Origin of the sequence: Shewanella metallivivens, from assembly GCF_028750675.1 — a bacterium.
GTDB lineage: Bacteria > Pseudomonadota > Gammaproteobacteria > Enterobacterales > Shewanellaceae > Shewanella > Shewanella metallivivens.
Genome location: NZ_JAQQPZ010000002.1, coordinates 432,191 through 445,170 on the forward strand (window position 1 = coordinate 432,191; position 12,980 = coordinate 445,170).

General features: G+C 43.6%; 12 protein-coding genes. 8 read left to right on the forward strand and 4 right to left on the reverse strand.

The window, feature by feature from the left end:
* Nucleotides 1-105 precede the first annotated feature (105 nt).
* On the forward strand, nt 106-609 hold the full coding sequence (locus PQR79_RS04750; RefSeq protein ID WP_238103810.1) for a VF530 family protein: 504 nt from the start codon (nt 106-108) through the stop codon (nt 607-609).
* Nucleotides 610-676: 67 nt separating this feature from the next.
* Here the strand turns inward: PQR79_RS04750 and eat are convergent, their stop codons facing one another.
* Genes eat through PQR79_RS04765 form a run of 3 tightly spaced genes read right to left on the reverse strand, consistent with a single transcriptional unit; the run spans nt 677 to nt 4,384 of the window.
* The gene (gene eat, locus PQR79_RS04755; RefSeq protein ID WP_238103809.1) at nt 677-2,077 is read right to left on the reverse strand and encodes an ethanolamine permease; all 1,401 of its coding nucleotides are present in this window, start codon (nt 2,075-2,077) and stop codon (nt 677-679) included.
* A gap of 22 nt (nt 2,078-2,099) precedes the next feature.
* The gene (eutC, locus tag PQR79_RS04760; RefSeq protein ID WP_238103808.1) at nt 2,100-2,990 is read right to left on the reverse strand and encodes an ethanolamine ammonia-lyase subunit EutC; all 891 of its coding nucleotides are present in this window, start codon (nt 2,988-2,990) and stop codon (nt 2,100-2,102) included.
* Complete coding sequence (locus PQR79_RS04765; protein ID WP_238103807.1) at nt 2,990-4,384, reverse strand: ethanolamine ammonia-lyase subunit EutB; 1,395 nt, start codon at nt 4,382-4,384, stop codon at nt 2,990-2,992. The genes eutC and PQR79_RS04765 overlap by 1 nt, the downstream gene beginning before the upstream one ends.
* A 212-nt stretch (nt 4,385-4,596) precedes the next feature.
* Between PQR79_RS04765 and PQR79_RS04770 the strand changes: the two genes are divergently transcribed.
* Both PQR79_RS04770 and PQR79_RS04775 read left to right on the forward strand, forming a co-directional pair.
* Entirely contained in the window at nt 4,597-5,547 is a 951-nt protein-coding gene (locus tag PQR79_RS04770; RefSeq protein ID WP_238103806.1) for a helix-turn-helix domain-containing protein, read from the forward strand.
* Nucleotides 5,548-5,634: 87 nt separating this feature from the next.
* Nucleotides 5,635-6,525: a dienelactone hydrolase family protein gene (locus tag PQR79_RS04775; protein ID WP_238103804.1), complete on the forward strand. Its 891-nt coding sequence runs from the start codon at nt 5,635-5,637 to the stop codon at nt 6,523-6,525.
* A gap of 131 nt (nt 6,526-6,656) precedes the next feature.
* On the opposite strand, the gene PQR79_RS04780 is transcribed toward PQR79_RS04775, so the two are convergent.
* Nucleotides 6,657-7,574 (reverse strand): LysR family transcriptional regulator, encoded by a 918-nt coding sequence (locus tag PQR79_RS04780; RefSeq protein ID WP_238103801.1) that lies wholly within the window; start codon nt 7,572-7,574, stop codon nt 6,657-6,659.
* Nucleotides 7,575-7,797: 223 nt separating this feature from the next.
* On the opposite strand from PQR79_RS04780, the gene PQR79_RS04785 reads away from it, so the two are divergent.
* From PQR79_RS04785 to PQR79_RS04805, 5 genes are all read left to right on the forward strand, one after another.
* A complete protein-coding gene (locus PQR79_RS04785) occupies nt 7,798-8,544 on the forward strand; it encodes a histidine phosphatase family protein (RefSeq protein WP_238103800.1) in 747 nt (248 codons plus the stop codon).
* 64 nt (nt 8,545-8,608) lie between these two features.
* The gene (locus tag PQR79_RS04790; RefSeq protein WP_238103799.1) at nt 8,609-9,379 is read left to right on the forward strand and encodes an SDR family oxidoreductase; all 771 of its coding nucleotides are present in this window, start codon (nt 8,609-8,611) and stop codon (nt 9,377-9,379) included.
* A gap of 49 nt (nt 9,380-9,428) precedes the next feature.
* Entirely contained in the window at nt 9,429-10,556 is a 1,128-nt protein-coding gene (locus tag PQR79_RS04795) for an NADH:flavin oxidoreductase (protein ID WP_372943317.1), read from the forward strand.
* A 63-nt stretch (nt 10,557-10,619) separates the two neighbouring features.
* Nucleotides 10,620-11,831 (forward strand): acyl-CoA dehydrogenase family protein, encoded by a 1,212-nt coding sequence (locus tag PQR79_RS04800; RefSeq protein WP_238103798.1) that lies wholly within the window; start codon nt 10,620-10,622, stop codon nt 11,829-11,831.
* Nucleotides 11,832-11,921: 90 nt separating this feature from the next.
* Nucleotides 11,922-12,956: a phosphotransferase family protein gene (locus PQR79_RS04805; RefSeq protein WP_238103797.1), complete on the forward strand. Its 1,035-nt coding sequence runs from the start codon at nt 11,922-11,924 to the stop codon at nt 12,954-12,956.
* Nucleotides 12,957-12,980: the final 24 nt, after the last annotated feature.

A 12,980-nucleotide genomic window follows, 5' to 3' on the forward strand; every position in this document is an offset into this window, starting at 1 on the left:
GTTAAATACTTGGCGGTGATTTGATTAATTAGCGGCGCAGTATGCTTTGTTGCTATTATAGTGTTATGTGCCACGTTGGCAGCGAAGACAACATCGGAAATACCCATGGTAGAAGAGCAACAAAACAATCCATTACATGGACTTAAGCTTGAAACATTAATAACAGAACTGGTTGAATGTTATGATTGGAAAATTTTATACGCCGCATTGAAACTCGAATGTTTTAACCTAAATCCTTCGATTGAAGGTTGCCTTAAGTTTTTGAAAAAAACCGAATGGGCCCGTGAAAAAGTCGAAAATTTTTATTTATATCGATATAAGCGCATGCCTAAAGCAGTAGGCGATCAGTTTGATCTCAAGCCACGTGAACGGGGTTTTGCTGCAGGTATAGTGCCGCGTAAGCCAATGGAGCTTACTTTTGAGTCTATCGCGAGAATGCACGCCCAAGCGGCCGAAAATTTTGAAGCAAATCGTAACGCTAAAGGCCCTAAAAGTTCAGCTAAAGCCCATGGTAGTCGTAATAGTAGCGGTTATGAAAAGCGCGTTACGTCTGGTAAATCATCTAACAGAGCTCCCTCAGCCGATCCAAGTAACCCTTGGGGTAAATAATCTCATTGATACTAAAAAGCCCTGAATCATCAGGGCTTTTTTTGTACTCGTTTTATTTATTTAGAGCTTAATTGGCAATCGAAAGATCAGATTCTGCGGCAGCTAACATCGCGAACTCTTCATCAGCATTTTTAGCGACGAGTCGCTTTGAACTGTAGCCAAAGTAATAAGTCGCACCAATCACAAACAACCCCATGGTGAACAAGAATGCACGTGGATCAAATGCATACACACCGGTTAGTGCAATTAATGACAATACTAAGGCAATGCTAGAGGTGATTACACCTCCGGGTGTTTTGTATGGGCGAGCTAATTCTGGTTGTTTTATACGAAGTAAAATATGGCTAAGCGCCATTAATGCGTACGATACTGTTGCACCAACAACGGCCATTGCTAGCATCAAGTCGCCTTCACCGCTCAGTGATGCAATAAAGCCAAATATTGCAGGAACAATTAACGCGCGAGCAGGGACTTTACGTGAAGTGGTAATCGATAACGCACGTGGTAAATAACCGGCGCGAGATAACGCAAAGACTAGGCGACTATACCCATAAATAATCGAGAAAAATGAAGCAACTAAGCCTGCTAAACCGAGAATGTTGACTATGGTGGCTAAGCTGTCATTGCCAGTCACTTTTAATGCATCAACTAAAGGTACAGCGCTCGCACCCATTGTTGCAGCACCGCCAACGCCTGGTACTAATACCACCACGAGCAAGGCTGTAAATAATAAAAATATCATTGCACCAATAATCCCTTTGGGGACATCCTTTGCTGGGTTTTTAGCTTCTTCGGCGGCTAATGGTACACCTTCAACAGCCAAAAACAGCCACATCGCAAAGGGTAATGCTGCCCATACACCGTACCAACCTAATGGCAAAAATTCACTGGCTCCGGCTGCATCAGTAACGGCAACATCGTACAAGTTACTGGCATCAAAATTAGCCACTAACACCACTGCTGTAGCAATAATGGCCAGTACCGCTAAACCACTGATTACCATCATTACTTTTAATGCCTCGCCAACACCGGCTAAGTGGATGCCAACAAACACTAAATAAAACACCGCATAAACCCAAGGGCCATTAAAGCCAAGCAGTTCTTGTACCGCAGAACCAATAAAAATAACAATGGCAGCAGGTGCTAGGGCGTATTCAATTAATACTGCTAACCCCGTCAAATAGCCACCAGCAGGTCCCATGGCTTGACGTGCAAAGCTGTATCCGCCACCCGCAGCGGGGATTGCCGCTGACATTTCTGCCAATGAAAGGACTAACGTTAAATACATCACTGCCATTAAGATAGCGGCAATGGCAAAGCCACCCCAACCAGCTTCGGCGATACCGAAATTCCAACCTGCGAAATCGCCTGAAATAACATACGACACGCCTAAGCCTGCTAGTAAAATCCAGCCTGCGGTGCCGCCCTTTAATTGCCGTTTGGCAAGATACTCTTGGTTATCTGACATGATGTTTCTCCTGGTTTATTATTTATAATTCTGCGATTAAAAAATTAGTTGTTTGTTGTTGATTTTCGATCACATCATCTTGAGTGCGATCTTTTAGGTCTACTCCTGTAAGTTGACGTTTTCTGGCTTCATTTATTAAGTATTCAGCCTTTTTTGCGGCTTCATTGAAGCTGAGACCCGCGGGACGAATATTAGAAATACAATTACGATAAGCGTCTGTTAGCCCTGTTTTTGGGGACCAGGTCATATATAAGCCAAGGCTATCTGGGGAACTTAAGCCGGGGCGCTCGCCAATAAGCACTATGACTATTTGGGCGTTAAATATTTCACCAATATCGTCACCAATGGCCACACGACCTTGTTCAACGACTGTAATAGGGGCGAGGGTAAGTGGTTTTTGCTGTTGGTTCAGTCGTGTTAACAATGCATTAATAAAGGGTTTAGCATGGCTTTGAACCGCTAATGACGATAAGCCATCTACGACTACAATGGCCAAATCGAATCGTGGTGTTGGTGCTTCGCCCTGATTGAGATGTTTAACTAATGAGTGACGACTTGCATCTGCCAGTTTTCGGCCTAAGTCTGGACGTTGTAAATAGGTCACTCGATCATGTGCTTGACTTGCTACAACTAATACAGGAGTCGCATTCGCTAATAACGGAATGGCGTTAAGCTGGGCTGTTAACGCACTTACCTCTAATGGTAAGTTAACGGCATCACGAGCCTGCGCATGTGACAATTGAAAGGCTAATAATTCAGCTGTTGGTAAGCTGATTCCCGCGCGGCCAAGCCCTATTCGAGCATCGGTAAATTGGCGTAAATCTCGCCATGGGTTAGCAATGACGGCCCCATTTTGTAATTTTTTTGGGTTTGTGGATGTGTAAACCGTTTGCTGATCTGAAGGAGGTTTCATTAGCAGCCTCCTTGTAACGCACGCAATGGTTTAGCAAACGCGCTGGGTAAATCTGTAGATAAAATGGTGTTTTGCATGATGTTCATGTGCATTAACCACTGTTCAAATTCAGGTGATGGGCGAGAACCTAATACACGGCGTACATACAGGGCATCGTGAAATGAGGTAGTTTGATAATTAAGCATTATGTCGTCTGAGCCTGGAATACCCATCACAAATGAACACCCCGCGACACCTAATAAGGTTAGGAGATTATCCATGTCATTTTGGTCTGCTTCAGCATGGTTGGTGTAACACACATCGCAACCCATAGGTAAACCGAGTAATTTGCCGCAAAAGTGGTCTTCTAATCCTGCGCGGGTGATTTCTTTTCCATCGAATAGGTATTCAGGGCCGATAAATCCCACCACGGTATTAACTAACAATGGTTTAAATTTGCGTGCAACAGCATAAGCTCGCGCTTCACAGGTTTGTTGATCTAGCCCATGGTGTGCATTGGCTGACAATGAACTCCCTTGGCCGGTTTCAAAATACATGACGTTTTGGCCAACAGAGCCACGATTAAGGCTCAGTGCAGCTTGTTGAGCTTCAGCTAAGGTATTTAAGTTAAAACCAAAACTACTATTAGTAGCCTCTGTACCGCCGATGGATTGAAACACTAAGTCAACCGGTGCGCCGGCTTCAATGCATTCAATGGTATTGGTGACATGGGTGAGTACACAACTTTGAGTCGGAATTTGATATTTTTGGATAACCTCGTCCATTAATGTCATTAATTTAATCGCTTGCGCCACGTTATCTGTGGCGGGATTAATACCAATAACGGCATCGCCATTGCCATAGAGCAAACCGTCTAACATTGACGCTGCAATACCGTTAACATCATCGGTTGGGTGATTGGGTTGTAAACGGGTAGAGAGGTGACCCGGTAGGCCGATAGTGTTTCGAAATGCGCTTGTGACATGACATTTTTTAGCAACGAGAATCAAGTCTTGATTGCGCATTATTTTGCTCACAGCAGCAGCCATCTCTGGGGTAATGCCCATTTTTACTGTCGCCAAGATTTCTGGGGTAACGTAATCACTTAACAGCCAATTGCGAAAGTCGCCAACGGTTAGGTGACTAATATGACTGAAGGCCTTGCTGTCATGATCATCTAGGATCAGCCGGGTAACTTCATCTTGTTCGTAAGGAATTAATGCCTCATTCAAAAAGGTTTTTAACGGTAAGTCTGCCAATGTCATTTGTGCTACCGCCCGTTCTTTTGCAGAGTGTGCAATAACGCCCGCTAAACGATCGCCAGAACGATGAGGTGTGGCTTTTGCCATAAGCTCAGCTAAGTTGGCAAATTGATAAGTTTGGCTACCTAATGTGTAGCGATAAGAATGACCCATTCGTAACCTCAATACTTTATGTTGTGGTATAGCTTTTGCTCTGATGTTGATTAACCCAATGACTTTGATGTTTTAGCGCAGCTTAAAGCGTACCAACTGACTATCAAATTTTGGCAAAAGTCGATTTAATGTTTATTTTCAGCTAGATAAAGTTAGGTTTTTGTCAAATATTGTTAAATGGTATGCGTAAGATGTGAGTTAAGGAGGCCCCAATGCAGTTCGACAACGTGCATGACGCACCACAAAAGCACATAGTGCAAACGACTGACGTTGATGAGCAGGCACATAATTTAACCTTGTGGCAGCAAATTTATGATCAAACCAGTAATGGTCAGTTTTATGGTTGTATAGAAGGGATTGATTATCCAGATTCACACGTATTTAAAGAATTTACACAGCGGGCACTCAGGCAGCAGTGTAATATTGCCCCTGAATCGTTATGGCTTGGCATTCCAGCACTATCTACCGACAGTAAAATAAATGGCTTACAAGTAGAGTCACATCATTTTATGTGCCGTAGTAGTGATTGTGAGTTTGAATTGATCACCCCAGATGATTTCGATATTTATGGTGTGGTGATAAATCGAGACACATTGTTAACAATGGCTGATATTCAAGGGTTAACGCTTAAAGATGTCTCGAATCAATGCTGTGCTCGCTTAGCGACAAATCCTACAATACTTGCGCAAACACGCACCACGATTGAGCAGCTTATCAGCCATAATCATTTGGGCTTACACACGCAATTACAACAAGATATACTCAACACTCTGGTATTAACATTACTAACTGATAACCATGTAAACCAACAGATTGCGCCAAGTTATCATCATAGGTTAACGGTTGTTGAACAGGCAAAAGACTACATTCAGCAGCATCCTCACCAGGCGATAACCATCACCCAATTGTGTCAGCATACCCATGTGAGTCGCCGCACTTTACAATACAGTTTTGAGTCTATTTTAGGGATTAATCCATTACGATTTTTACGCTTAACCCGCCTCAATAATGTTAGGCGAGAGCTAAAAAAACCGCAGCAAGATAAGCCTATTGCAGTGATTGCAGCCAATTGGGGCTTCTGGCATCCAGGACAATTTACCAAAGACTACACAAAATTATTTGCTGAGAATCCATCTCAAACTCGAAATCGTTTTCAATATTGAACGTAAATTTTCTTATCTTCGTATCACACTTACACTATTGTTATATTTTGTATGTACGACAAGCCACATTTAAAGTAGAGGGAACCTATGCAACAAGATAAATCTAACATGATTCCGCAACAAGCGTTTGACTGGTATGACGCTTATGCTCATGGTGGCATGGATCGTCGAACCTTTATTGCTAAGCTTGGTTCGTTAGTGGCACTTGGCTATTCAATGAGTGTGTTAACGTCTGCTTTATTACCTAATTATGCATTGGCTGAACAAGTGTCGTTTAATGATGCAGATATTAAGGCCACGTACGTTAATTTTGACTCGCCTTATGGACATGGTAATGGCCGAGGTTACTTAGTTGAACCGGTTAATAAAGAAGGGCGCTTACCTGTGGTGCTGGTAGTACATGAAAACCGCGGTTTAAACCCTTACATTGAAGATGTCGCGAGGCGATTAGCCAAAGCGGGTTTTATCGCTTTAGCGCCCGACGCATTGTTTCCCTTAGGGGGATATCCTGGTAACGATGATGAAGGCCGTCAAATGCAAAGCACGCTGGACAGAACTAAAATCGAACAGGATTTTGTCGCAGCGGCTGAGTTTTTAAAAGCCAATCCACGCAGTAATGGCAAATTAGGCGCGGTTGGTTTTTGTTTTGGCGGATATATTGTCAATCATCTTGCTGCATATAAACCTGATTTATTGCAAGCTGGGGTGCCGTTTTATGGCACACCGGCTGAAAAAACATTAAGGGCCAATATTAAAGCACCGTTACTCATTCAATTAGCTGAACTTGATGAACGTGTTAATGCAACCTGGCCAGAATATGAGCAAGACTTAATCGCAGCTAAAGTGCCTTACACCTTGTATATGTATGACAAAACCAATCATGGGTTTCATAATGATTCGACCGCAAGATATGATGAAGCAAATGCAGAACTGGCATGGCAAAGAACGTTAGCTTTTTTCACCCAGCATTTGAGTTAATTGGATGCTGCTAATAGTGGATGGATTGACGAGTCAGTATTATTTAGGATGATTCTCCAGCTCAAAAAATATTCGAGACGAGTGAATCATCCTGAGCAATAGTCAATACGATATTAATGGCTAGCGAGGTACTAATCTTTTGTTGATTTAACGGCATTGGACGCTGCAAGTATCATCTTATTTCTTAGCCATTTGTTAGCGGGTTCTTTATCGACATTAACGTGCCAATACAAATGAATGCCTATTTCGGGTAAATCCACTGGCATGGGATGAGTGGCTATGTCGAGCATTTCACTGTACATCTGAGCGGCGGTTTTGGGTAAGGTTAGTAGCATGTCATTGTTTAATATAACTTTACAAGCAGATAAAGCCTGCTGACAACGCAGTGCTATTTTGCGGTGATAACCCATTCGTGATAACTCAAAATCCTCTAAGCCCGGTCCTGTCGAACGAGAGGATACCAATACATGATCAAGTTTCAGGTAGGTGTCTAAATCAAGCGTTGTGGACAGTGCTGGGTGGTCTTTGCGAGCCACTACCACTAATTGATCGCGTTGCAGTTGGGTATGGCAAATGTTGCTACTAACAGGTAATAACGCATCAATGGCTAAATCAATATCACCACTGGCCAATTTGTTTTCTAACTCGCTGCGGTTCACGCGTTTATTACTGTTTAAGTGGATTGCAGGCGATTCGACCGAAAGGTGTTCTTGCAAAATGGGTAAATAATAGGGTTCTAACGAACCATGTAATGACAACGAAAAGCTTTTGCGAGACGTCAGCGGTTCAAATTGTCTCGATTGTACCAAGCACACTTGTAACTGGTGCAAGGCTTCTCGCACGTCATCAATCACATTTTTGGCCACAGGAGTGGGCCGCATTTCGTTACCTTGTCTGATAAACAAAGGATCATCGAAATGATTACGTAATTTACCTAAAGAATGACTGACCGCGGGTTGCGACAAATTGAGTACTGATGCCGCTTTCGTAATATTGCCTTCGCAATATATGGCATCAAACACCACAAACAAATTCAAATCAATTTTCATGCTCACTCCATTGAATTAATGACAAATTAACTCACTTGTCACAACGCATGTTATCTCGCTAATAAACAACATGATATGCACAACCAACTATTTAAATGACAAATAGTAGGGTATTAGAACTATTCATTTGTTCAATTTAGAGCTTGGGATTAGCATAGTCAAGTAGATTCGATTCAGCGCATTATGGTTTTCAGTCGCGCAACAATTAAGTTAGAGACTCACAATGGCAACGATTTATTTGATCCGACATGGACAAGCCTCATTTGGCAGTAGTGATTACGATCAACTGTCTGACAAGGGGAGTCATCAAGCTGCGATACTTGGCCAATATTGGCGTTCACGACCATTGCCAAGTAAATATTATTGTGGCGATTTATTACGCCATGGCCAGACCTTGTCACATTTTGCTAAAGGCTTAGAAACTGACGCTGCGCCTATGGTGATACATTCAGGTTTTAATGAATTTGATCATGTTGATATTTTGCAAAAGTTTAATGGTGAATGGCATCATTTTGCAGAAAAAACCAAGCAACTACAGGAATATGAGCATCCCAAAAAAGCCCTTCATCACGAATTTTATCAGGCATTAACTCGGTGGATGAGTGGCAAACATGATTTGGAATACAAAGAAAGCTGGCCACAGTTTAAAAGCCGCTGCATCCGCGCTTTGAAAGATATTATTGAACAAGAGCTCGCTTCTCGGCGAGCATTAAATAGTAGCAAACCTGATGTTAAAGGTAATGCAAAGCAAGCCAAAGACATTTTAGTGTTTACCTCTGGCGGTACTATTTCAGCCATATTGCAGCACATGTTGCAGCTAAATGATAAACAAACCCTGGCCATTAATCAGCAAGCCAGAAACACCAGCGTCACTAAGATATTGTTTTCGGAAAAATTGTTAAGTGTTGATTATTTCAATAACTACAGCCACTTAGAACAAGCTGGTGAAGAGTGGATAACTTTTAGGTAAGGGTACAGATAAGCATTTACACCCTCTGCGGTGCTACACATGATAACGACAACAAGGACATAAAATGAATACTGGTAATTTGTTTGATTTAACAGGGAAGGTGGCGTTGGTTACAGGTGCAAGCCGAGGGATTGGTGAGAGTGTGGCTAAAGTATTGGCGCAATATGGTGCCCACGTTATTGTTTCTAGTCGTAAAATTGAAGCATGCCAAGCCGTTGTAGACCAAATTATTGCCGATGGCGGCAGTGCCCAGGCCATAGCGTGTCATATTGGTGAACTCGATCAAATTGATGCTATTTTTGCAGCCATTACGGAGCAACATGGCAAGTTAGATATTCTGGTGAATAATGCGGCGGCCAATCCCTATTTTGGTCACATTATTGATACTGATTTAGCTGCTTTTCAAAAAACCGTTGATGTGAACATTCGCGGTTACTTTTTTATGTCGACGCAAGGCGCAAAATTAATGAAAGCCAGTGGCGGCGGCTCGATCATTAACGTGGCGTCTGTGAATGGGGTTATTCCTGGTGATTATCAGGGCATTTATTCAGTCACTAAAGCCGCTGTGATCTCAATGACTCAGGCATTTGCCAAAGAATGTGCCCAATTTAACATCCGTGTTAATGCCTTACTGCCTGGCGGTACAGACACAAAATTTGCCTCAGCATTGGTAGACAATCCTGCCATTTTAAAACAAATGATGCATCACGTGCCGATGAAGCGCGTTGCGCAGCCTGACGAAATGGCTGGCACTGTGTTGTATTTGGCCTCAAACGCTTCAAGTTATACAACCGGTACTGCCATCAATGTTGATGGTGGCTATTTGATTGGTTAATGCAGCTCAACAATATCCATATCAATAATAAGAACACTTTTAGGAATGAATGATGACTAGCACTCAACACACTGGCATTAATAAGCTATTTGAATCGTTTTCAAATAAATCATTATCGCTTAAAAACAAAACGGTAATGGCACCAATGACCCGCGCGTTTTCGCCTAACTATGTCCCAAATGATGAGGTTGCAGGTTATTACCGTCGCCGTGCAGAAGGGGATGTGGGATTAATTATTACTGAAGGCACCTTTATTTCCCATAAAGCGGCCAACGGCTATGAAAACGTACCCGCCATTTATGGCGAGGCTGCGTTAGCCGGATGGAAGCATGTGGTTGACGAAGTGCACGCTGCAGGCGGCAAAATTGCGCCTCAGCTTTGGCATGTTGGCGCAGTGAGAAAGCCCGGTATAGGCCCAGACAAAGAAGCTCCTGCATACAGCCCATCTGGATTATACAAACCTGGTGCACCTAATGGCGTTGCCATGACACAAGCTGACATTGACGAAGTCGTCGCGTCATTTGCCCAAGCTGCGCTTGATGCAAAAAACATTGGTTTTGATGCGATTGAAGTTCATGGCGCACACGGTTACCTCGTTGACCAATTCTTTTGGGAAGGCACCAATCAACGCGATGATAAATACGGTGGTTCGCTAGAAAATCGTACTCGCTTTGGCGTTGAAATTGTTCAAGCCATCCGCGCAGCAGTGGGCGAAGACTTTACGATTATCTTCCGTTTTTCTCAGTGGAAACAACAAGATTACACCGCAAAACTGTGTCAAACCCCTGAAGAGCTAGCCACCTTTTTAGGCTTATTAAGCGATGCGGGTGTAGACATCTTTCATGCCAGTACTCGCCGTTTTTGGGTTCCAGAATTTGAAGGCTCTGATCTAAACCTTGCCGGTTGGACTAAAAAACTGACCAACAAACCTGTCATCACCGTGGGTAACGTTGGGCTTGACGCTGACTTTATTGGCGAAGGCAATGCTGATTTGTCTGGCACTTCAAACCCTACGGGCATTGATGAATTATTGGTGCGTTTAAATAACGACGAGTTTGATTTAGTTGGCATTGGCCGTGCGTTATTGGTTGATCCGCAATGGGTAAATAAAATTAAAACCAATGCCATCAATGAGATTAAGCCGTTTAACAAAAAATCATTGATGTCGCTGAGCTAACCCATTTGCAGCGATTGATTAGCGCCACTTATTACGCACTAAGTTCCAGTAAAAGGACAGCATATGAATTTTGAATACAGCGAAAAAGTTCAAGGGTTAATTAACCAGGTCAACGAGTTTATGGATTTGCATGTTTATCCGGTTGAGGACGAAATGCACAGGCAAGTTGCCCTTGAACCTTGGTCAACGCCGCCGTTAATGGAAGAGCTTAAGGCCAAAGCAAAAGCACAAGGTTTGTGGAACCTGTTTTTACCTGTGGCATACGGTCAATACAGTGGCGGATTAACCAATTTAGAATATGCACCATTAGCTGAAATTATGGGTAAGGTCATGTGGGCGCCCGAAGTGTTTAACTGCGCCGCGCCCGACACAGGCAATATGGAAGTATTGGCTAAATACGGCAGTGAAGCCCAGAAAAAACAATGGTTAGAGCCACTGCTTGAGGGCAAAATCCGCTCTGCATTTGCCATGACCGAACCTGAGGTCGCCTCAAGTGATGCAACCAATATCGAGTTAAGTATTGTTCGCGATGGTGACGAATATGTTATCAATGGCCGTAAGTTTTACATCAGCGGCGCCTGTCGTAAACAATGCGAAATCATGATAGTGATGGGCAAAACCGATCCAGATAATGCCAATCGCTACATTCAACAATCTCAAGTGCTTGTACCAATGAATACCCCGGGCGTTAAGGTGGTGAGGCCAATGCAAGTGTTTGGCTACGATGATTCGCCTGAAGGCCACGCTGAAGTGACCTTTACCGACGTGCGGGTGCCAGTTGACAACATTATTGTGGGAGAAGGTAAAGGGTTTGAAATCGCCCAAGGCCGATTAGGCCCAGGACGAATTCATCACTGCATGCGCTCAATTGGCATTGCACAGCGTGCTTTAGATTTAATGTGCAAACGCGTCAGTGAACGCATTGTTTTTGGTCAGCCGATGATTAAGCAGCAATCGGTTCGCGAAGACATTGCCAAATCTGCCTGTCAGATTGAACAGGCACGGTTAATGACCTTAAAAGCGGCGCAAAAAATGGACACAGAAGGCAACAAAGCGGCGAAAGATTTAATCGCCATGATTAAAATTGTCGCCCCTAGCATGTCACTTGATGTTATCGATCGCGCCATTCAATGTCATGGCGCCGTGGGTGTTAGCCAAGATACCTTTTTAGCGCATGCCTGGGCTGGTCAGCGAACCCTACGGTTAGCCGATGGCCCTGATCAGGTGCACATGATGCAACTTGGTCGTGATTTAGTGAAAAAAGTGACGCAATAACTTTGCCGGCAGGCCAACAAGCGCTGGGGTGAGTTGGCCTGCCATTATTATTGATGACTCTCATTGATCAAATAATAAGAGTATTGACAAATGCCACATACGTTTCCAATTGATAATGAAAAGCTTAGTGCTTATTTGCAGCAACATGTTGATGGCTTTCAAGGGCCTATTAGCCTTGAAAAGTTCTCGGGTGGGCAATCTAATCCTACTTATAAAGTGACTGCACAGTCTGGCGTGTATGTATTACGCCGCCAACCACCGGGTAAGTTATTAAAATCGGCCCATGCGGTTGATCGCGAATACCGCGTACTCGATGCTCTCAAAAACACTGCTGTGCCGGTTGCTAAGGTTTATCACCTGTGCGAAGACACGAGTGTGATTGGTTCGATGTTTTATTTAATGGAATATTGCGATGGCAAGGTGTACTGGAGTGCATCGTTAGCAGAGGTTGACACCAATGAACATCGAGCCGCTATGTACGATGCGATGAATAAAACCCTCGCGTCACTGCACAGTGTCGATGTTGAAGCCATTGGCCTAAGCGATTTTGGTAAGGCAGGTAACTATTATGAGCGTCAATTGGGGCGCTGGACCTCGCAATATCGCTTAACTGAATTGCAAACCATCCCTGCGATGGATGTGTTGATCCAATGGCTTGAAGACAACTTACCGCCAGATGATGGCCGTGTGTGTCTTGTGCATGGTGATTTTCGTTTAGACAACATGATGTTTGCCAAAAACAACGTTGAGATCATTGCGGTGCTTGATTGGGAGCTTTCAACCCTAGGCCACCCGTTTGCCGATTTAGCTTATCAATGTATGCAACTGCGAATGCCTGCAGGCATGGGGACGATTGACGGCTTAAAGGATGTCGATAGAGCCAGTTTGGGCATTCCGAGCGAAGAAGAATATGTTGGCCAATATTGTCAGCGTATGGGCATTGAACGTATCGATAATTGGGCGTTTTATTTAGCGTTTAGCTTTTTCCGTTTAGCCGCAATTGCTCAAGGTGTGGCTAAACGCGCCACCGAAGGAAATGCCTCTAACGAAAACGCCAATAAAGTCGGTTCGTTTGTTGCGCCACTGGCAAAAATGGCATTACAAGTCATCAACACCGCTGAATAACCATCAAAACAACAAGACCATCAA